This is a genomic window from Agarivorans sp. 1_MG-2023 (genome assembly GCF_030548385.1).
Lineage (GTDB): Bacteria > Pseudomonadota > Gammaproteobacteria > Enterobacterales > Celerinatantimonadaceae > Agarivorans.
Genome location: NZ_JAUOSJ010000003.1, coordinates 243972 through 265000 on the forward strand (window position 1 = coordinate 243972; position 21029 = coordinate 265000).

Below are 21029 nucleotides of genomic sequence, written 5' to 3' on the forward strand. Positions count from 1 at the left end.
ATGAGTATTCGGTGATGCTGTTTATAAGGTAGCCATAATGAATTTTTCGCTCGCACAATTAGAGGCTTTTGCTGCTACCTATGAATGCGGCAGCTTTAAAGTGGCTGCTGAACGAATAAACAAGCGACGCCAAGTGATCACTAAACTGGTTTGTGCCATGGAAGAAAGCTGTGATGTCGAGCTGTTCGAACGTAAAACACGCCACTTACAACCCACCGATGCCGCCCATAAGCTATTCCCTTTTGTAAATAGAGCACTAGTGGATAGTGGCAAGATACGCAGTACCATTCGGCGCTTTGAGTTAAAACCTGCTAAGAAACTGAGTTTGGGTATTGATAGCATGCTAATTTGCCCAGAATTGATTGACTGTTTCCAAGGCTTATTAGATGAGTTCCCTGAACTGGAACTTGATATTCATACTGGCAGTACGACTGAAGTATTTGATTGGTTAGCTGAAAAGAAAGTGGAGTTAGCATTACGCTTTTATCCTTTCTTTGATGAAGCCGAAGTCATTAAAGTGATGGCGTTTAACTTTGAGATGGTCAATGTTGCTTCTGCGAAATTGATTAATGACGGTGCGGTGCTATCAGAAGATGAACTGGCGCATATGACACAAATCGTCCCTAAATTTGTTTACCACTATCATCACCAAAAGCAGCATGTTTTCAGTGATAAAACCATCCAATCTAATAATTTGCAGCAGACTATCTCTATGATTGAAGCTGGCATGGGCTGGACAGTTGTGCCCAAGTTTATGGTGCAAAAGCAGCTAGAGGATGGCAGCTTTTCTAGCTTGATGATTGAAGGCTCTTCACCGATATTTTGGGCTGCAGAGTTGATTTATCTTAGTGAGGACGACTTGAGTTTTGCTGGCGATTCATTCATCCAGCAAGTGCAAGAAATTCAAATGTAGCACCGCTTAGAACGGTTCAATCTGTTGAATTTGCTGTATAAAAATATCGCCCGCTAAGCTTAGATTGTCGTCGTTTGAATAAATAATTTCGGCAGTCCACACCACAGGAACAGAGCCTTCGATGGAGAATTCAACTAAAGATTGATTCGCTAATTGTGTATGAATATTAAATTCAGGCACTACCGCCCAGCCCATTCCTGCCTCAACCATGGCTAAGGTGTTTTGCAAATTGTTAGAGGTGATCACTTTATCACTGATCACGTGCCCGTCTGCCAGACCATATTCATAAACAAACTTAGGCACAATCTGTATTAGTCTTGATAAGTCGGACTTATTCATCACCGAACCAGAAGACAGCACATTTGGGCTAGCAACGGATAGGGTTTTGAAATTGAACGCGCTCACTACCGTTAACTCATCTTCACTATTAAATGGCGATGCACGTAGCCCCATGTCAGCGGTTCCGTCTTTTACCCATTGAGCAACTTGGTCGGTATTGCCAGTTAATAAGGCTAAATCTAGCGTGGGGATCTCGTCCAACACTGCTTTATAGCTTTTAGTCACCACGTCACTAATCAGTAAACTGTCGATGGCTAGCGTTAAGCTCGAGGGTAAATCTTCATCAAAACTACTCAACATGGTGGAGATTTGGTCGGAATCGAGCAACACCCTTTTAGATAACTTATAAAGCTTTTTGGCCTCGTCGGTAACCTCTAAGCGCCGAACGTGTCTCTCGAACAACAATACATCACAGCTTTCTTCTAGGGTGGCAACAAGCTTGGCAATGGCTTGGCTGCGCTTACCCGCTTTAATTGCAGCGGATTTAAAGCTGCCTGTTTCGTAGGTAAGTACAAAGGCCTGTAATTGCGCTAAGGAGAAGTCCATCGAAGAGTCCCTCGGTTTTTCTTCAAAGTATAAACCACTTTTAGTTGTTTAATGGCGTTTTATAGATTGTTTTTTAGAGTTCATTATGTACTTAACAAAGCAACACTGAATTCTAAAATCCAAATTATTTAGTCCAGGAGTCATCCATGAAAAAATCAATTATCGCTTTAGCACTTGCTGCAACGTCAGTTGTCGGTTTATCAACTACTGCAGAAGCATGTTCATACTCAACCATCACTGACTCTACTGGCAGCCTTTTCGTTAGTCGTACTAACGAACTGCCAATGGAAACAGAAGAAAACTTAATCATTGTTCCACGAGGCCATGAATTCCGTGATTCAACATCACAGTACGGTTTCGTTGGTATGCGTCACGGTGACACTGAAATGATTTCATCTGGCCTAAACGAACACGGTGTAAGCATTGAAGCACTAGGTTACTGGGGTGCTGAATACACTGAAGATGAGAAAGCTGCAAAATCAACGTCTCTATCTATCATGTCAACGCTGCTTGGCAACGCGAAAACCACTGAAGAAGCGATTGATCTCGCTAAAAATACCCCAATCGTATACGAAGGCATGAAGCAGTTTGACGGCGTAACCGTTGCATTCCACTACGCTATTACTGATGGTAAGCATTCTGTTGTCATCGAGCACGTTGCGGGTGAAGCTGTTGTTTACGAAAACACTTTAGGTGTAATGACTAACGACCCAAGCTACCCAGAGCAAGAAGCAATGGCGAAAGAAGCTATCGCAAAAGTGAATGGCCGTGTTGATGACGATATGGCTGTATTCCCAGGGTTTAGCACCAGCTCAGAAGATCGTTTCTCACGTATCGCGGCACTTAATGCCGCATATAAAGCCAACAAACCTGCCAATGATGCTCGTGACTTAGGTCTTAACCGCGCATTCTCACTACTAAACAATATGGAGCTAGTTTCTGGTTCTATGTACTGGGAATTCATCTCACCTAAGCCACAATTAATTGCTTACGGTAACGTGGTTGATATCGAAGATAAAGCGTACTACTTCCGCACCTACGATAACCCTACGATTCGTAAAATCGATTTAGACAGTATTAACTTCTATACCGTGTCTTATTCAGCCAAACCAATTTATGGCATTGAAGCAAGCTATGTGGAGGTGGCTGTTAACTAAACGCTGCTAATCTTGCATCATCTTTGATAAGCCAGCGTCTGCTGGCTTTTTTCATCATGTACACTTTGTCATATCCAACATATTGCTTTGTTTTTCTGTGTAGGTTTAACCATGGCTTCTGTTCCACATGTCGCCTCAAACTCGGGGCAAGGCTTAAGCCAACATTATCAGCGTTTTACCAAAAGGCTTGAGCGGTGGAGAAAGACATTATTAAGTATTTCTATAAACTGTTTAATGTAATCGCCTGATTATCAATTTCTCATACTGCTGCTAATCTTTAGCGCATTGAAGCAATATTGCTCCCAGCCTTATTTTAGGAATGTATCCATGCAAAAAACGATATTGATTACTGGCTCTACCGACGGCATTGGTTTTGAAACTGCAAAAATGTTATTGGCTCAGGGGCATCAAGTTTTATTACATGGGCGCAATGCCACTAAATTGCAGCAAGTGGAGCAAAATTTGGCCGCTTCGGTAGAGGGTGCCAAGGTACAAGGTTACGTTGCCGATTTGTCTAACTTACCGGCTGTTAAGCAACTGGCTGAAGCGATTAGTCATGATCACCCCAAGTTGGATGTGTTAATTAATAATGCGGGTGTATTTAATGTTCCCAATGCCATTACCAAAGAGGGTTTAGATCTGCGTTTTGTGGTGAATACTTTTGCGCCATATTTGCTCACAACATTGTTGTTGCCCTTAATGAATGCGAGTGGGCGAGTGGTTAACTTATCGTCGGCGGCACAAGCCACGGTAAACCTTAATGCTTTAGCGGGTGAGGGTAAGTTGTCTGATGGTGAAGCTTATGCGCAAAGTAAGCTGGCGCTCACTATGTGGTCTCGCTTGATGGGACTGGCGCAAAAATCGCGGGGCCCAATGGTGGTATCGGTTAACCCTAAATCACTATTAGGCAGCAAAATGGTGAAAGATGCTTACGGTATCGCGGGTGGCAGTTTAAGCATTGGTGCAGATATTCTTTGCCGCGCCGCTTTAAGCGAAGAGTTTAACCATGCTCATGGCCAGTATTTTGATAATGACCTAGGCCAGTTCGCCTCACCTCATGCAGATGCCTTAAACGAGCAAAAATCTGAGGCCGTATTGGCGGCCATTGAAGCGCAAATTGCCAAGCTGGTGTAAGGCTTAACAACTTATATCTTCGCTAGTTGTTCGATTCTTACGCTTTAAGCTAAGCTTTTAGTTTCTGTGGCTTTAATTTGAAAGGAGTTTTTATGTTAGGTGAAGATCATTCCTTAGTGAACGAGTTCCCTGAGTTTTTAGATACCATTACTGCTTTGGTAAAAAGTGACGCTGGTTTTGCTAAAGATACTAAGCATTACAATACTTTAGATAAAGAAATTAGAGTGCTTGAGCTGCAAGGTGGGCCGATTGATGATGAAGCGATGCATAAGCTAAAACATGACCGGTCAGTATTAAAAGATGCGCTCTACCAACGCTTGAAAAGTGCCTGAGTAGCTAACATTGGGTCGATGGTATCTTTAATAACTTGATAGATGGTTATGCCTAAAATACTGTCGGTCCTTGGCCTATTTGCTGTGATAAACATTCCCACCTAGGTTTATTCTTTCAACCCTCTTTTTTGTTGATACATGCTTTTGTCAGCGTCTGATAGCAGTTGTTTTACATTGGTTTCTTGGCCTTGATACAAGGTAAAGCCAACGCTTAAAGACGGTGAAATACGCTGTTCGTACCAAAGCAAGTCACTGGCTTCTACTGCTTGTTGAATTTTGCTGATGATCTTCTTCGCGCTGGAGTCATTGGTTATGCCACGTAGTACAACTACAAACTCATCTCCGCCAAATCGTGCAACGGTATCCGAGCCGCGAACGTTTGCAATAAGTTGTGCAGATACATGCTTTAACAGTTCGTCACCCGCTTCGTGGCCAATACTGTCGTTTACTCGCTTAAACCCATTTAGATCTATGTTGAGTAGGGCAAAGTTGTTGCGCACCATGCTTTTTGTAGTGAGCTCGTCCAGTAAGTTGAGCACGTAACGCCGATTCGGCAGTTGGGTGAGTTCGTCTACCAAAGAGGCTTTATGAACTTGTTTATAATGCAAAAAGTGCAACACCAGCATTAAGTAAACCAGCAGTGTGGCAATGCCGCCAATAGCGTTGGATAAATCTTTGGTTTCTTGAATGTGTTTAAGCTCATCAATATTGAATTTGGCGGCCATTAACCAACTGCCCGAGGGTAAGCGAATGATGTGCTCTACATCTGCTTGTGAGAAGGTTGACTCTTCACCATAAAAAACCTCGCCTGCTGCGCCGTCGATGGTGTGTTTTCTCAGTGAAATACTGGCGCCGTCAAAGGTGTCTAAGCCGGTATCACTGATCATTTTTTGGTAATCCATCACTACACTCACGCCTCCCCAGTATTGTTTGTTTACTGGGTAATCCGAAAAAATAGGATAGCGCGCAATTAAGCCAATTCCTCCCTGTACTAAGGGCAGGGGACCTGCGATATAAACCTGCTTCATTTGTTTGGCTTTTAATACGCTTTTTAGTTGTTCTGGCTTGGTTCTAAAATCAAGCCCAATGGCGCCTTCGTTGCCTTCAAGTGGGTAAACCATAGAGATAATATTGTTAGGAGCAATGCCTACATTTCTTACAAAGTTGGCTTTGCTGAGTAACTTTTGGGCAATGGTTTTCCAGTGATTGGTGGCTAGGTTAGGGTCTATGGTAACTACAGTGGCAAGGCTGTCGGCTAAATAGGTATCTTGAAAGATGTTGGCTTCAAACTTTGAACGAACAAGCGCTAAGTTTTTGCTGAGCACCGCCTCTACTTTTTCAGCTTCATGAGCCACAAAATATTGAGTGGCGAATTGGGTGCCCGCAATGGCTGCGCTAAAAAATAAAATAGACGATAAAATAAAGACTAAATTAGCTTTCTTTTGTAAGCCTACAAACACTGCATGTTGCTCTATGGGTTGCTTAAGATGTTTATACTTTAGCCTAAGGAAACTGCTTGTTTCTAAACGAGCTTAAGTAAATATTGAGTTTGTGATGTTTAACTCTAAGCAGATCACTTTGTTGCTCAAATTAGCAGCATAGTGAGCTAAATAGCGCAATGCAGAGCGGTGTATTGTCACTTAATCATTTCCTGCGCTGCGTTTGCTCGGTATATTAGCCAGCAAATAATCAAAAGAGTTCGTCATGGCTAAAAAGTATTACGTAGTGTGGCAGGGTCGCGAAACCGGCATATTTACCGATTGGCCTACCTGTAAACGACAAATCGATAAGTTTGCAGGCGCGAGATATAAATCCTTTCCTACACAAGCTGAAGCAGAAGCGGCGTTTGGCGGCAAAGCCAGTACTAGTGGTAGCTCTGGAGCTGCTGCGCCAGCAAGAAAACGTAGAGCCGGGCAAACTGTTAAAACTTATACCGCTGCCGAGATAGATAAACTGGCGGCAGAAGTGAAAATATTTACTGATGGCGGCTGTGAGCCTAACCCGGGTAAAGCGGGATCGGGCATTGCTTTGTATCGAAACAATAAAGTGGCTGAGCTGTGGTACGGTTTATACAACCCTATGGGTACCAATAATACTGCTGAGCTAAATGCCTTAAACCAAGCGTTAATTATGGCCAAACAAGAATTGGCCAATGGTAACCGAGTGGCTATTTTATGTGATTCTAAATATTCGATTCAGTGCGTCACCCAATGGGCGGCAGGCTGGAAGAAGAAGGGGTGGATAAAAGCTTCTGGTGAAATTAAGAACTTAGCACTTATTCAAGAAATGTTTGAACGCCACCAAGAGCTAAAAGACAAGATTCAGGTGTTACATGTTAATGGTCACGTGGGGGTTGAAGGGAATGAGTTGGCCGACCGTATGTCAATTCATGCTATCGCCGAGAAAGACCCGCAGTTTTGTGCTTACCCTCAGCCAATTGATTTAAAAGCTATTTTAGCTTTGCGCGCGGGGTGATGTAATGGAAAACACGCAAGCAAAATCGCTCAGCGAGCAACGTTTAGTCAGTCTTTCTGATGTGGCTAACTTGGCGCATTTTCGTATTCAGCAAGATTTTAAAGATATTGACCCGGTGATTGGCATAAGCCGTAACATGCGAAAAAGTGGCGTGCCAGCAGATATTATGACCATTGATTGCTTAAAATCAGGCAAGCGAATTATTGTGGTCTTGCATGACCAAGATCCCGAGCAAGTGTCTTATCAGTTCTCGTATAAAGACCAAGACCCTGCTGGTGAGTTTTTAAGTTTGGCTAACGCAGATTTGTCTGAAGCGGTTTTTTATGAATGGATAAAAACTTACTTCACTCCTGCTAATGAGTGAGTGATACATGAGAGCTTAAAGGCCAGAGCGAACAACGGTTCACTCTGGCTTTTTTATGTCTTTAATTTACCTAATCTGTTAACCGTTTCAGCACTGGTACACGAGAAAGTAAGATAAAATCTAACAGTAGTACGCTAAGCAAACTGAGGCCTGCTAGAGGGAACATGAGCGATACAGCAATCATTACTAGGCTGGCAGATTTCCACAATGGCAGGTTTTGTGGCAGCGGTGGCGCAGCAAGATTCAGTGCTCCTTTGGGCCTACGTAACCACCACATCACCACCCCCGATACCGCAATAAAAATAAAGGCTACACATAGTAAAGTGTTGGCAATAACATTTGCTAGTCCCATATCACCTTGGTGAAGCGCAATGCCTGCAGCCATAAATTTAGCCATTAGGCTGTAGTCTGGCCAGGCGGCTTCAGCCAGAACTTCACCGCTGTATTGGTCTATATGGGTGGTTCTATCTTGGGTGGCGTCGCTAATATCACCACTCATGGTATTGGCCGAAACGGTAAAAACACCTGTCTCAGAGCTAGGAAAGTTAACTCTGAATCGGCTAAACCCATTGGCTAAAGCAAAGTTTACCACCTGATCGATATTCAATGATTTAGCTGCATGTAGCGTATTGAGCTGCGCCTTCGAGTTGGGCATTGGGGTTTGCTCTAAGTTCCAAGCTACCTCTTTGCTTTGGCTGTGGTTCATGCTGCTGTGGTCTACTTCAGATAGCGGTACATTGTCCCACTTTTCTGCAGGAAAACTGTTCCACGGTTGTACGAATTTGCCGCCCCAAATACCGGCCCAAGATAAGCCAGACACCAAAAATAGCAGCAAAAATAAACCTGTAATAACACCGATGTTGGCATGTAAATCACGCCACAATAGCCTTTTCCCGCTATTGAAACGAATTATTAGAAAGCCCGCTTTACTGGCTTTGTCTCTTGGCCACCAAAGATATAAACCGGTGATTAGCAATACAATGCTTAGGCTGGCAGCTATTTCAATTAGCCTGTCTCCTGTATCACCAATGAGTAAAGTGCCATGAATATCGTTAGCTAGGCTGTACCAGCTTTCATCTCGATTTATTTCGCCTAATACCTCTGCGGTATAGGGATTAACGGTGATAAATAAAGCCGCATCACTTTGGTTGGAAATGGCAAAACGGCTGGCTTTATCTGCGGCCGGTGGAGTGAGGTATTGTTTTACTTCTGCATTGGGATATTGCGCTGTTACTGCAGCCAATTGTACCGAAGGGGCCAGCGGTGTTGTTTGAGGTTCTATATTTATAATTTGCGAGTATTCAGCTTGTTCAATGGCATCGTCGTAAAGCATGACTAACCCAGTTAGCGATAGCATAATTAGAAATGGCACCACAAATAGGCCGGCGTAAAAATGCCAGCGCCAGGCCACAAAATAAAATAACTTTGGGTTTTTAGTTGTTGTTTTTAGCGGTGTTTCAGTCTGTATAGCAGGTTTGCTTAACATGACATTTATCCTTTACATAGCAGCTAAATAGCCTGCTTACACCTTCGATTTGTTATAAACAAAGGCGCAAATACACACTATTCAGATTACTTATTAGTGACTAAATTGGTTTAGAAAAAAGTATCAGTAAAGAATGTTGTGGGAGGTGAGCGTGGGCTTTGCACTAGGTAACGTGTATTACTGGTTTCCAGCCAATAGCTTGGGGTAATGGCCACTAAAGCAAGCAGTTGATACAGCGAATGGGTAAACGTCGAATGACCAACAGTGCTGAACTGACTTAAAGAACAATGATTGCCTTTTGAGGAATGCGGTGAGTTGTCGCTGGCACCTTCTACTTGAACCAGTTTAAAGCCACCTAAAGTACAAATAGACTGCCAAACGCCAGCACTAGAGCTGTGGGCGTTAATCACTGGCATAAGGGTAATCAACAGCCAACTGCATAACCAGGCTGATAGTACCCAATGTTTAATATTTGTGCGTTTTATGTTGGCTCATCCCTGAGATGTAGCAAATTCAGTACTTGCTGAAATACCACTGTTAACTTAGTTGGTGATCTTATTTAACATTTGTTTATTTGCAAGCAGATGTCGCAATAAAATTGTCAAAAAGGTGAATAGAAGTCACTAAGGGGCAAGCAGCAAGAGTATGGCTGTGGTGTGCAAGAAAGCCGAGCAACGTAAATGTAGGCCTATATTGCAGAGCTTTAGTTGGTAAAGCAGGTTTGCTAACACATTCAAGAAGGCTCAAATTCGGGATGTTTCGCACCAATCGAGTGCAGGGTTTATCTCAGACTGTTTTTTTGAGGGGGTTTTAGCACCAATATCTGCTTTTTCTACTCCTTAAGTAATAGGTTTTTTAGCGCTTTTTGTTGGTTCATCTCTTGCTATGTATTCCTTATAAAACGCGGGCGAAGAGCATCGACTCGCGAATGAATACGGTGAGGAGTATACAGCGTGTCTCAACAGCAATCTCAACAATGGATTAAAACCACCTGCCCATATTGTGGTACCGGGTGTGGCGTAGAAGCGAAAGTAGCGAGTAACGGAACGGTTGAAGTGAGAGGCGACCAAGCCCACCCTGCAAACAGTGGTTTGCTTTGTTCAAAAGGCTCGGCTTTAGGCGAAACAGTGATTAAAGAAGGGCGCTTGCAAAGCGCTTACATTAAAGGTCATAAAGAGTCCCTAGATAAGGCGCTAAGTTATGTGGCCTCTCGCCTAAGCCAAACTCTTGCCGAACATGGTCCTGAATCTGTGGCCTTTTATGTATCCGGTCAATTGTTAACCGAAGACTACTATGTTGCCAATAAGCTAATTAAAGGCTTTATCGGTAGCTCAAATATCGATTCTAACTCGCGTTTATGTATGTCTTCAGCGGTGGCTGGCCACAAACGTGCTTTTGGTGAAGACATTGTTCCTGGAAGTTATGAAGACTTAGAACATGCTGAACTAGTGACCTTAGTGGGGTCTAACCTTGCTTGGTGTCATCCCATCGTTTATCAGCGTTTAAAGCGCGCTAAGCAAGCAAATCCCAACTTAAAGGTGGTGGTGATCGATCCGCGTCGTACCGACAGTTGTGACATTGCCGATTTACATCTTCCCTTAAATGGCGGCACCGATGTCGCTTTGTTTAATGGTTTGCTCGCATATTTGAGTGAGCACGGAAAACTGGACGCCGAATACATTGGCCAGTTTACCGAGGGTTTTGAAAGCGCAGTGGCGAGTGCCGTAGAAGATGCAGGTGATTTACCCGCGCTAGCCAAAACGTGCGGTGTTGAGCCCGAAGCTCTGCTGCGTTTTTTCCAGTTGTTTGCCGACAACCAACGCTGTGTAACGGTATTTAGCCAAGGGGTGAATCAAAGTAGCCAAGGCGTAGATAAAGTTAACGCGATTATTAACAACCACTTAGCAACCGGAAAAATAGGCAAGTTGGGTGCTAGTGCATTCTCTATTACGGGCCAGCCTAATGCCATGGGAGGGCGCGAAGTTGGAGCGCTATCTAATTTATTAGCAGGGCATTTAGATTATGTGCCAGAGCATTTGGCGGCGTTATCGCAGTTTTGGAAAACCGATACTCTTAGCCAAAAGCCAGGTCATAAAGCGATAGACCTCTTTGAAAAAGTGGGCAGTGGTGAGATTAAAGCAATATGGATTATGGGGACTAACCCAGCAGTAAGCTTGCCTGAATCGACAAAGGTGAGAGAAGCCTTACTCAATTGTCCCTTAGTTGTCGTGTCAGATTGTATTGCTGAAACAGATACCACCCGTTACGCCGATGTTCTTTTACCTGCAGCAGGTTGGGGGGAGCGTGATGGCACGGTAACCAATTCTGAGCGAATGATTTCTCGCCAGCGTGCGTTTGTTAAAGCTGAGGGTGATACTAAGCCCGATTGGTATTTGCTGAGCCAAGTGGCTAAAAAAATGGGCTTTGCTCAAGCCTTTGATTTCCAAAGTTCTGCTGACATTTTTAGTGAGCATGCAGCCTTATCGGGGGTATTAGCCGATGACAGTAAACGAAAATTCAATATCAGTGGTTTGAGTGGTAAAGATCAACAGGCCTTTGATGAAATAGAGCCACAACGTTGGCCTATTACCGCTGACAAAAAAGCCGCTAATCTTAGTTTATTTAGCGACGGCCGCTTCTCGACCGCTTCTGGCAAAGCGCAACTTATTGCGGTAACTAACCAAACTACTCAGCAGCCATTGAGCCAAGCGTTCCCGCTGGTACTCAATACCGGTCGTGTGCGCGACCAATGGCATACCATGACACGCACAGGTTTGGCGCCGCAGTTAAGCAGTCACGCTTCAGAACCGTTGTTAGAGGTTCACCCACAAGATGCTGCTAACCAAGGTTTATGTGATGGTGACGTAGTGAGCCTAACCAGCCAAGTAGGGGCGCTTAAAGTACGTTTAAGTATTAGTGAAGGGCAAAAACCTAGGCACTTATTCATGCCTATTCATTGGAACGCACAATACTCCAGTGATGGCTTAGTTAGCCAAGTGGTTGATAGCTCAGTTGACCCCATTTCTGGTCAGCCCGAGTCGAAACATACGCCCGTAAAATTAAGCTCGTGGGACTATGTCAGTGAAGCGGTATTACTAACGGCAACTCCATTAACAAAGCAGCAATGCCAAGATTTACCCGTAGACTATTGGGTAAAACAAGGCTTGGGCGATGGGTATTTATACCGTATTGCCGATACTAGCCAAGCGGTGGAGTTAGCCAGTAAATTGAAGCAGTTTTTGCTCATCAATAGCAAGCTGCAAAGCCTCGACTTTGCTGATACCGAGCAACAACGTTACCGTTCAGCCTTAGTGATTGAAGGTGAGCTGTTCTCAAGTTTTAGTGTTACTGCCAAAGGCCAGCTAAATGCCAGTTCTTGGTTAGAATCATTACTACAACAACCTATGTCGGACAATATTCGCCGAGGCGTATTAGCGGGCACTAGCCCAGCTCCTGATTTGGGTAAAATAGTTTGTTCTTGTCATCAAGTGCGTGAGCAAACTATTGCCAATGTGATTACCGAACATGCTTGCGAGAGCGCCGACCAGGTGGGTAGCCATTGCAAGGCGGGTACTAATTGTGGATCATGTGTCCCAGAAATCAAACGTATGATAAAAACAGTTACCGTGGAGTAGCGACTAAGCTATTCATAAATAAGCGCAAATTGTCGCTACGGTTTGCGCTTATTTTTTGCGATAGCTTTTTCTCAACACTTCAAGGATGAGGGTATTGGACAATATTAGTCACAAGGTTGTGAGTATCAAATCGGCGATAAAAGCCGAAGACCGTCCGCTGTTAAATCCGCACCATTACTATCCGCATTTTCAGCCGATTGTGTTTTTGCCTACCGGTAAAATTGCCGGCTACGAAGCGCTAGCCAGAACACATAATAAAAATGGCAAGGTAGTGAGTGCCGGTGAGATTTTTATTAACAGCCAGTATTCCTTGAGTAATCGCCGAGATCTTGACCGCTCCATTCGAAAAAATGCCTTAGAGCAATTTGCTAACTCGGTGCAGGATGGTTTCCTCACCATTAACATTGTGCCCGACTGGGTTGATATGCTGAGTAGCAAACTGTGCACCCCCACCATTTCAATGATAGATGAAATAGGTATTGACCCTGCTCGCGTAGTGATAGAAATTACTGAAGCTAGCGGTAACGTGGATAATTTAAAGCGAGTAGTGAAGGCTTATCATCAAGCGGGCTTGAAAGTGGCCATTGATGACTTTGGTGCCGGTGCGTCACAGTTAGATCGTATTATTGCTTTAGAACCAGACATTATTAAATTAGACATGCGTTTGTTTAAAAATGCCACTCGAGGAGGCTTGCCTGCCGACGTGGTATTGTCGGTTTCTGATTTGGCGCAGCGCGCTGGATGTGAGCTAATTTGTGAAGGCGTAGAAACTGAGCAAGAGTTTCACTTTGGCGTAGAGTGTGGCGCTAAATACATGCAAGGTTGGTTGTTCCACAAAGCTGATCTTAATTTTCTAGCCCCGGATCTTAGCCAAGACAAAGTAAAAGACTTACTCGGGAGTTATTTAGACCGAAAGAGTCTGAAAACGCTGGAAACCGTTAGGCACAATGCCGAAGTAAAAACCAGTGTGCTAGCCTTGAAACACTCCCTGCAACAATTGCAATCTACGGTAAGCTTAGCTGCACAATTGATGCAAGCAGGCATCCTTAGATACTTTCTTTGTAAAACCGACGGCACCCAAATTTCGCCTAACTTCGATGTCAATCAGCAAGGCATTACTGAAGATGAGCAATTTGTGGGTTTTAATTGGAGCTTCAGGCCTTACTTTCATGCTTTGGTGGCGTTGGATGCGGTAAAACCTCAGCAGTTAATATTGTCGAAGATTTACCGAGACTCAAGCAGCCATATAATGTGTAAAACCTTTAGCACTTACTTAAGTAATGACGTGGTGCTGTTGGTGGACTGTAAGGTCGAAGACGACACTTTATTTGTTGAATAAACAGCACTAGCAAACCGAATGGTTTGCTAGTGCTGAATAATCTATTTTAGCATTTCACAAGCAACGAGTATTACCCCGCCCTTAGATACGGTGAAACGGCGGCGGTCTTCTTCTTCGTTGTAACCAATCACAGTGCCGTCTGGCACTTCGCAGTCTTCAGCAATAATTGCTTTGCGAATTTTGCAGTTTTTACCAATGCTACAACCATTGAGTGCGATCACTTGGTCAAGTTCGGTATGTTCTTCCACTCGCACGTCTAGCGAGAGCAATGAACGATTTACCTTAGCTCCAGAAACAATGGTACCCGCCGATAATAGCGAATCTGTAGCGTAGCCACGACGGTCGTCTTCGTTAAATACAAACTTTGCACCCGGACGCTGTTTTTGATCGGTGATGATTGGCCAGTCGCGGTCGTATAAATCAAGCTCTGGATCAGGGTCGACTAAATCCATATTTGCAGCAAAGTATTCGTCGATATCACCTACATCACGCCAGTAAGCGGTGCGGCCTGGGTGGCCTTTATCTGCAAATACATAACCATAAACTTTACGGTTCTTAATCATGTTTGGAATAACGTTGTGACCAAAATCATGAGAGTAGCCAGGGGTTAGCAAGCCCTGACGCAGTTCATCGTCTAATACGTCCATGTTGAAGATATAAACGCCCATAGACACTAGCGCCAGTTCAGGATTGTGAGGGTCTGATTTGGGATTTTCAGGCTTTTCCTCAAAATCAACAATTTGTCCTTCGCTATCTAAACCCATTACGCCAAATGAAGAAGCTTGAGAAAGTGGCTTGCGAATACAGGCTACCGTTACATCTGCGCCGTTTTCAGCATGAAAGTTAATCATGCGTGAGTAGTCCATTTTGTAGATATGGTCGCCACCTAGAATCAATACTCGGTCATAGTGCTCATGGTCAATAATGTCGAGGTTTTGATATACCGCATCGGCGGTGCCGCGATACCAGTTTTCGCCGGTACGCTGCTGAGCAGGAATAATGGATACGCGCTCATTAAGTGCAGGATTGAGAATTTGCCAACCAGATTGAAGATGCATGATCAAGTCGTGAGCCATATATTGAGTGAGTACTCCAATATTTCGTACTCCCGAGTTGATGCAGTTAGATAAGGTGAAATCAATAATGCGGTACTTGCCGCCAAAAGATACAGCTGGCTTGGCAACTTTGTTGGTGAGTTCTTTTAAACGAGTGCCTTTACCTCCAGCAAGAACCAAAGCAACAGAACGTCGAACTAAGCGGTTACTAGAAGTATGGGAATAGCGGTTTTCGGACATATCGAAAATTTCCTCATGGGCGTGATTGAATTACTATGATAGCGTTTTCATGCTGAATGTAACTGTCATTTATGACAGTTTTGACCCTTTTCTTTTATTAGTTAACTAAATTAAAGATGATATTTCTATAAAGTGATCTGATACATGTCTTTAAGCCTTAATAACACAGACGGTGTTGCTAGTTTAAGCTTGTGTGATTAATAAACTGTTAATTTTTTGTTATGCGCAATAAGGCTGAAAATTAGCAAGTAAACTGTAAAAAATAAGCGCTTTTTTTTAATTGTAATACCAAAGCGATATTTTCACTGGTTTAGCCAGTTTAGCTATTGCTATCGCTCACTCGGAGTCTTTAACTCGCTGATCATTGAGTCGCTTTAAACCAAGATTAAACTGGTCGCGTAACGCAGCTTGATGAAAACCTAATAAGCGAGGCGAGGGTTCAAAAATAGTATGAAAGCTAACCTTTTTAACGGGTTTTTTTTGCTTTAATCGTTGCTTGTTTAAGTAAGAGAATATGCGTTTATCCATAATGATTACATCAACTTGACCGCGATATAAACGTTCTAGTTGAGCATGTTGATTAGCTACTTCTGTATAGGACTTAGCGTGGGAAACAGCGTTAGCATATTGCTCACCTAAGTACTTTTTCGCATTTTGAAAAGCCAGTAGTTTGTACTTAGTGAGCTGACTAATCTGTTGTAAATCTACATCTTGCTTACTCAGGCTAATTGCTACGTTGTGATAAAAGATGACGGGGTCGGAGAGAAAACTATGTTGAACAGTATTGGGGGCATTAACAATGGCATCAACCGCTTGTTGTTTAAGCATCTTTTCGGCGCGAATATTTGAGGTGAAAATAACCTGATCGACCTGATGTCCGACTAACTCAAAAGCCTGCTTGATGATGTCTAGCTGAATGCCTGATTGGCTATTTTTAATGATGTAAGGTGGGATCGACTTGCTAGTGGCGAGAGTAATCGTTTTAGCTTGTAAAGTGCCACTCAGTAGGCCGCTGCTGAGAATGAACGCTAAGGTGAGAATGATATTGAGTGGCAACATAGCAAATCCAAAAAACGATCCCTTCTCAAGTATGGCAGAAAGGATGGTTTTTTCATTTGACTCTGTGTGTCGCAGAACCTCTTAGGCTAAAGCGGGTGACTCTTGTTTTTTAGTCGAGAGCAGCTGCTTCCAGTGAATCACGCGCAAAGGCAGCTCTGGAGATGCCTCGGTATAGTCAACCAAGCCGAGTAATTCACTCATTGGCACTGGCTTTTTACCTTTTAAAAATACTCCGCGCACCAGTATGCTGGCATATAAGGTTTTATTGGCAATAAAGCGATGTTCAAAATACCAATATTTCTCATCCCAACCTAATAATTTGCTATGAAGTTCAATTTTGCTCATGGGTTTAATTGGGCGAATATAGGTGACCGATTGCGCGTTGACCACGCCTAGCCAACGTTTTTGTAGGGCGACTGATCCCAATTTGGTTTTGAGCATCATGTCGATGCGACCTAAGTCCCCAAAACTAAAGTAGCGAGAGTTAGTGAGGTGCATATTTGCATCACAGTCTAAGGGCAATGCACGTAGCGAAATAACAAAGTCGTCGGTAGGATCTTGATGGGTTTTGCTGCCAAGCCAATGGCGGATAAACATGCTTAACAAGCGAAAATAGTGATTCATTGGATACTTAGTTTACTTTTTACAAATTTTTAACACACGAGGTCGGATGAGTAAAGGGGAGAAAGAAAAGTCTTCCAAGCTGATGCTCGGAAGACTTAAGTATAATGAGCTAGTTATAGCGTTATTCTATAACGATACGCTTATGGGTTAAGCCTTGATGGCAGTCTACGCAGGTTTCTCCACGTGCCGCAATTTGCTGGTGGTTTAAGCGAGCACGTTGTGGCTGAGTAGATAGATCAAAATTATCCCCTTGGTGGCAATGTCTGCAGTTGGCTGAGTCATTAGCTTGAAAATCTCGCCATACTGTCTCAGCAAGTGCCGGTCTATGCTCCTCAAAGTTTTCCTTGGTAATGGTGCCTACCATCATGTGGTAAATGTCGGCGGTGGCGGCAATTTTAACTTTGAGCATCTCAAAATAAGGGTGGGGTACATGGCAATCTGCACAAGTAGCGGCGATATTGCTGCCGTCTCCATAATGACTTGATGCTTTGTACTCCTGCACTATCGTATCCATTTTTAAATGGCAGCTAAAACAAAACTCATTAGTGCTAGATAATACCAAGCTGCCTTGCACTGAAGCCAAGCCCAGCACCAACACAAATACACCAATGGGTATGCCTATAATGAGTGGTTTTTTGAGCCAAGCCCAAAGCCGTTGCCACCGAGTTGCCTGCTGTTTATTTGTCATATCAGCATCCTCTTTAATAAGGCGGGAGCATTGCTGCTCCCCCTAGTGGCTATTTGCTTTCACTCAAGTAGCGAGCTTTAAAGGATGCTTGCGCTTCTTTACGCGCTTTTTTCACCTCTTCGGGCTCATTGCCGCTAAACCAAGCGTGCTCTGGTCGGTCGAGAATTTCTGCCAGTATTGCACGGGCTTTTTCTGCACCTTCGGTGTTGCCTGCGTGCTCTGCTTTTTCTACTGTTTCTAGGAACTGAGGAACCAGTTCAATATAGAAACGCTCTGCGACTTCAAACATACCGTGCCATTGAACGTAGTCGGGTGCTTGCATCGCTGCGCCGTGGCGAGCGCGGCGACCTTCGTGGTGCCATAGGTAGAACCACGTCCACTCTATCTCTTCATCAAAGGCTGTTTCGGTAAGCATTTTTTCGCTCTTCAGTATGTCCATCAACTCTTTACCGGGGCGAGCGAATTTGTCGTTATATAAGTTAACTAATGAGTCGAACTGCTGGTAGAAATTATCAACCATCGACTTGGTATGGCAAGATTCACATACATTCATCATGTCGCCACGACGAGCTTCCCAAGATTTAACTTCCTTGCCTTGAGCTTTCGCTTTGGCGTCAATCTTCTCAGAAATGGCTGGGCGTAGTGTCCAAGATATTCTATCTCCTACATCGTGAGTTACTGGAAGCTCACGGGTTGCCGACATATGACAAGTGGCACAGGTTGGCGCTGCGTCGTAGTCTTCACCCACTATCCATTTGGCTGAATCTAAGTTCATTCGATTTACATTGGCGTAGAAGTTAATACCGTGTTTCGATTCTTCATAGATTTCTTTTTGTGGATGATCTGGGCCTAAGTGACATTTACCACAGGCTTCTGGTCGGCGAGCTTGCTCCATGGAAAATTCGTGGCGTTGGTGACATGCCGTACAAGCCCCTAAAGAGCCATCTGGGTTAATTCGACCAATCCCTGTATTTGGCCAAGTAGTAGGGTCTAAGTCGCCGTTTTCTAATACTTTTACTTCTGAACCATGACACTGCCAGCAGCCATTTACTGCAGCAGGTGATTGGCCGTTAAAGGTGAGTGCGCCTTCTACCACTTCTGCGAGGAAGTTATCTAAAGAGCCGATAATTTGAGCTGCCTTAGCGTGATGACTTTTGGCAAATTCATCCACTTCTTGATTGTGGCAAGTAGAGCAATCTTTAGGTGAGACAATAACAGCAATAGTTTGGCCTTCGTGGGTAATGGCGTCTTTATCTTCAGGGCTCGCTTGGTGGCATTCATAACAGCCAACATTAGCACCATAGTGTTTAGACCGCCCCCACTGGGCGTAAATGGAAGGATTTTTCTCTTTATGGCAAGCGGCACATTCGGCGCTTTCCGTACTGAGTTGTTTAAATGGTTTAAGCACTAAGGCTTTAGGTTCTGCGCTAGTGGCAAATGACATTACCAAGCACAAGGCTGCTGCCAAAGTAAGAATGGCAGTGATAAAACTAGAACTACGGGGATGGTTGTCCATATTTGTACCCTCTGTGGCTTCCTGCTAGAAGTTCTTGTTGTTTGCTTTTTAAGCAAATTAACCTTAGTAGATATATGGATAAAGGAGGGCGATCTAAATCAATTTAATGTGAATTATTTGTAAACTGTTACGGACGATTTTTAACTAAATCATTAAGTCCTTGATTAACAGAACTAAAAGCAATGTTGTTAAAAGGCAGCTTTTTAAGAGGGTGCCATTGCAAACTGGCCACATCGTCTTTGGCGTGTAGATTAGGTTTGTGGCTTAACTGGCAAATAAAGAAAGCATCGCAGGTATGATACAGCACCTCGTTATAGCGATATTGATTGGCATAAGAGCCAAAGTACTGCAGTTGTTGGCTTGTAATGAGTAAATCTAGCTCTTCTTCTAGCTCTCTTTGTAGACCTTGCTCTAGGCTTTCATGGTATTCAACAAAACCGCCCGGTAAATCCCAACATCCCTTTTTAGGATTAATCGCCCGTTCTACCAGTAATAGCTCTTGCTCAACAATGATCAATGCTCCCGCGGTGGAAGCCATATTATGAAAATAGCTAAATTGACACTGCTGACAAGCCCACTGTTTAGCATCTCGCTGTTTTAAGCTAGTTTGGCCACACTGAGGGCAAAAACGAGGAGTAGGCAGGTGAATACTCACTTTCTAAGACAATTTGATTGATAGTAGCGAGCTTTATTAGCGATGAAAAGCCCTGTCTATTTGATAAGTTTTATCTGGTGAATTTTACGTTTAAAACAGTGAGAAGGTTTATGAGATGAAGGTTTTCACCGTTTAACTTTCTGATTTTCGCTTGGTTTTCCATTGATTGTATTGAAGTTTTTGACGGACAGGAAAACTGGTGCTAGGTCATTTTCTAGCCGTGAACTCTGGCATATACTGCCTTTAGCTTATTTTCATTATTGCCACTGGCATTCACCTACAAGGATAGTCAATGAAACCGCAGTTAAAACCCAATTGCCCAAATTTTTCATCTGGGCCTTGTGCTAAACGACCCGGCTACCAGCTCGATCAATTAAACATCGATGCTTTGGGGCGTTCACACCGCAGTAAGATTGGTAAGGCTCAATTGGCTCAAGCCATTGAGTTAACTCATCAATTATTAGACCTTCCAGAAGGTTACCGTGTAGGCATCGTACCCGGTTCTGATACTGGCGCAATGGAAATGGTGATGTGGTCACTGTTGGGCGAGAAAGCGGTAGATTTGTTTTCCTGGGAATCGTTTGGCAAAGGTTGGTTTACCGACGTGACCAAGCAACTTAAATTGGATCAGGTTAATCACTACAGCAGTGATTATGGTCAGTTACCAGATATGAGCCAAGCGAATCCTGACAATGATTGCATTTTTACATGGAATGGCACCACCTCGGGTGTGGCTGTGCCTAATGGCGATTGGATCAGTTCGCAGCGTAGTGGCTTAACCATTTGTGATGCTACTTCAGCGGTATTTGCTATGCCATTGCCATGGGAAAAGTTAGATGTAGTCACTTATAGCTGGCAAAAAGCCTTAGGCGGAGAGGGGGCTCACGGAGTGATTATTCTCAGCCCTAGGGCGGTTGAGCGTTTAGAAAGTTATCAACCTACTTGGCCAATGCCAAAAGTATTTCGATTAACCCAGGGAGGGAAACTCATTGAAGGTATATTCAAAGGCGAAACGATTAACACGCCGTCGATGTTATGTGTGGCGGACTATGTCGATGCCCTCCAGTGGGTGGAATCGCTCGGCGGAGTCAGTGCCAGCATCAAAAAATCCCAACAAAACCTCGAAGTCATAAAGCAGTTTGTAGCCGAAAATGACTGGATTAGCTTTTTAGCTCAACAACCCGAAATCTTATCTAATACCAGTGTATGTCTAACCTTGGAGGCGAGTAGCGACCAAGTGAAAAGCATTATTGCTTTACTCGACCAAGAGCAGGTGGCGTTTGATATAGGGGCATATCGCGATGCGCCAGCGGGCTTGCGTATTTGGTGTGGCGCTACGGTAGAGCAAGAAGATTTAAGTCGCTTTATGCCATGGCTAGCGTGGGCTTATCGGCAGGTGTGCTTATAAGCGTAATGTAAAACATTAATACATTTTCGTGCTGCAGTTTGTCACGGAAAACACAAGATTTGTT

General features: G+C 43.8%; 19 protein-coding genes. 9 read left to right on the plus strand and 10 right to left on the minus strand.

Annotation, left to right across the window (positions count from 1 at the left end):
• The first annotated feature begins 37 nt into the window (after positions 1-37).
• On the plus strand, positions 38-913 hold the full coding sequence (locus Q4592_RS05455) for a LysR family transcriptional regulator (RefSeq protein ID WP_303510776.1): 876 nt from the start codon (positions 38-40) through the stop codon (positions 911-913).
• Positions 914-919: 6 nt separating this feature from the next.
• Here the strand turns inward: Q4592_RS05455 and Q4592_RS05460 are convergent, their stop codons facing one another.
• Positions 920-1798, minus strand: a complete 879-nt coding sequence (locus tag Q4592_RS05460; protein WP_303510779.1) for a LysR family transcriptional regulator — start codon at positions 1796-1798, stop codon at positions 920-922.
• 146 nt (positions 1799-1944) lie between these two features.
• On the opposite strand from Q4592_RS05460, the gene Q4592_RS05465 reads away from it, so the two are divergent.
• The 3 genes from Q4592_RS05465 (at position 1945) to Q4592_RS05475 (ending at position 4421) form a co-directional block, all read left to right on the plus strand.
• The gene (locus Q4592_RS05465; protein WP_303510782.1) at positions 1945-2955 is read left to right on the plus strand and encodes a linear amide C-N hydrolase; all 1011 of its coding nucleotides are present in this window, start codon (positions 1945-1947) and stop codon (positions 2953-2955) included.
• 327 nt (positions 2956-3282) lie between these two features.
• Positions 3283-4089 carry an SDR family NAD(P)-dependent oxidoreductase gene (locus Q4592_RS05470; RefSeq protein ID WP_303510785.1) on the plus strand — a complete coding sequence of 269 codons (807 nt, stop codon included), beginning with the start codon at positions 3283-3285 and terminating at the stop codon, positions 4087-4089.
• A 92-nt stretch (positions 4090-4181) separates the two neighbouring features.
• Positions 4182-4421, plus strand: coding sequence for a YdcH family protein (locus tag Q4592_RS05475; protein ID WP_303510788.1), 240 nt, complete (start codon positions 4182-4184; stop codon positions 4419-4421).
• Positions 4422-4528: 107 nt separating this feature from the next.
• On the opposite strand, the gene Q4592_RS05480 is transcribed toward Q4592_RS05475, so the two are convergent.
• On the minus strand, positions 4529-5881 hold the full coding sequence (locus tag Q4592_RS05480) for a diguanylate cyclase (RefSeq protein WP_303510791.1): 1353 nt from the start codon (positions 5879-5881) through the stop codon (positions 4529-4531).
• Between the two features lie 244 nt (positions 5882-6125).
• Between Q4592_RS05480 and Q4592_RS05485 the strand changes: the two genes are divergently transcribed.
• The gene (locus Q4592_RS05485; RefSeq protein WP_303510793.1) at positions 6126-6896 is read left to right on the plus strand and encodes a ribonuclease H family protein; all 771 of its coding nucleotides are present in this window, start codon (positions 6126-6128) and stop codon (positions 6894-6896) included.
• A gap of 4 nt (positions 6897-6900) precedes the next feature.
• Complete coding sequence (locus tag Q4592_RS05490; protein WP_303510795.1) at positions 6901-7260, plus strand: hypothetical protein; 360 nt, start codon at positions 6901-6903, stop codon at positions 7258-7260.
• A 70-nt stretch (positions 7261-7330) separates the two neighbouring features.
• Here Q4592_RS05490 and Q4592_RS05495 read toward each other — a convergent pair whose 3' ends face one another.
• Both Q4592_RS05495 and Q4592_RS05500 read right to left on the minus strand, forming a co-directional pair.
• A complete protein-coding gene (locus tag Q4592_RS05495) occupies positions 7331-8746 on the minus strand; it encodes a PepSY domain-containing protein (protein WP_303510797.1) in 1416 nt (471 codons plus the stop codon).
• Positions 8747-8856: 110 nt separating this feature from the next.
• Positions 8857-9174 carry a hypothetical protein gene (locus Q4592_RS05500; protein ID WP_303510800.1) on the minus strand — a complete coding sequence of 106 codons (318 nt, stop codon included), beginning with the start codon at positions 9172-9174 and terminating at the stop codon, positions 8857-8859.
• Positions 9175-9699: 525 nt separating this feature from the next.
• Here Q4592_RS05500 and Q4592_RS05505 point away from each other — a divergent pair.
• Both Q4592_RS05505 and Q4592_RS05510 read left to right on the plus strand, forming a co-directional pair.
• Positions 9700-12381 (plus strand): nitrate reductase, encoded by a 2682-nt coding sequence (locus Q4592_RS05505; RefSeq protein WP_303510803.1) that lies wholly within the window; start codon positions 9700-9702, stop codon positions 12379-12381.
• A 94-nt stretch (positions 12382-12475) separates the two neighbouring features.
• Positions 12476-13720, plus strand: a complete 1245-nt coding sequence (locus Q4592_RS05510; RefSeq protein ID WP_303510807.1) for an EAL domain-containing protein — start codon at positions 12476-12478, stop codon at positions 13718-13720.
• Between the two features lie 41 nt (positions 13721-13761).
• On the opposite strand, the gene glgC is transcribed toward Q4592_RS05510, so the two are convergent.
• The 6 genes from glgC to Q4592_RS05540 form a co-directional block, all read right to left on the minus strand.
• Positions 13762-15015 carry a glucose-1-phosphate adenylyltransferase gene (glgC, locus tag Q4592_RS05515; RefSeq protein ID WP_303510809.1) on the minus strand — a complete coding sequence of 418 codons (1254 nt, stop codon included), beginning with the start codon at positions 15013-15015 and terminating at the stop codon, positions 13762-13764.
• Positions 15016-15351: 336 nt separating this feature from the next.
• Positions 15352-16074: a transporter substrate-binding domain-containing protein gene (locus tag Q4592_RS05520; RefSeq protein ID WP_303510815.1), complete on the minus strand. Its 723-nt coding sequence runs from the start codon at positions 16072-16074 to the stop codon at positions 15352-15354.
• An 81-nt stretch (positions 16075-16155) separates the two neighbouring features.
• Positions 16156-16698 (minus strand): acyl-CoA thioesterase, encoded by a 543-nt coding sequence (locus tag Q4592_RS05525; RefSeq protein WP_303510818.1) that lies wholly within the window; start codon positions 16696-16698, stop codon positions 16156-16158.
• 121 nt (positions 16699-16819) lie between these two features.
• Positions 16820-17386 (minus strand): NapC/NirT family cytochrome c, encoded by a 567-nt coding sequence (locus Q4592_RS05530; RefSeq protein WP_137671762.1) that lies wholly within the window; start codon positions 17384-17386, stop codon positions 16820-16822.
• A 49-nt stretch (positions 17387-17435) separates the two neighbouring features.
• Positions 17436-18902: a multiheme c-type cytochrome gene (locus Q4592_RS05535; protein WP_137671761.1), complete on the minus strand. Its 1467-nt coding sequence runs from the start codon at positions 18900-18902 to the stop codon at positions 17436-17438.
• 127 nt (positions 18903-19029) lie between these two features.
• Positions 19030-19557 (minus strand): NUDIX domain-containing protein, encoded by a 528-nt coding sequence (locus Q4592_RS05540; RefSeq protein ID WP_303510823.1) that lies wholly within the window; start codon positions 19555-19557, stop codon positions 19030-19032.
• Between the two features lie 292 nt (positions 19558-19849).
• Between Q4592_RS05540 and Q4592_RS05545 the strand changes: the two genes are divergently transcribed.
• Positions 19850-20965: a phosphoserine transaminase gene (locus tag Q4592_RS05545; RefSeq protein ID WP_303510826.1), complete on the plus strand. Its 1116-nt coding sequence runs from the start codon at positions 19850-19852 to the stop codon at positions 20963-20965.
• Positions 20966-21029 lie beyond the last annotated feature (64 nt).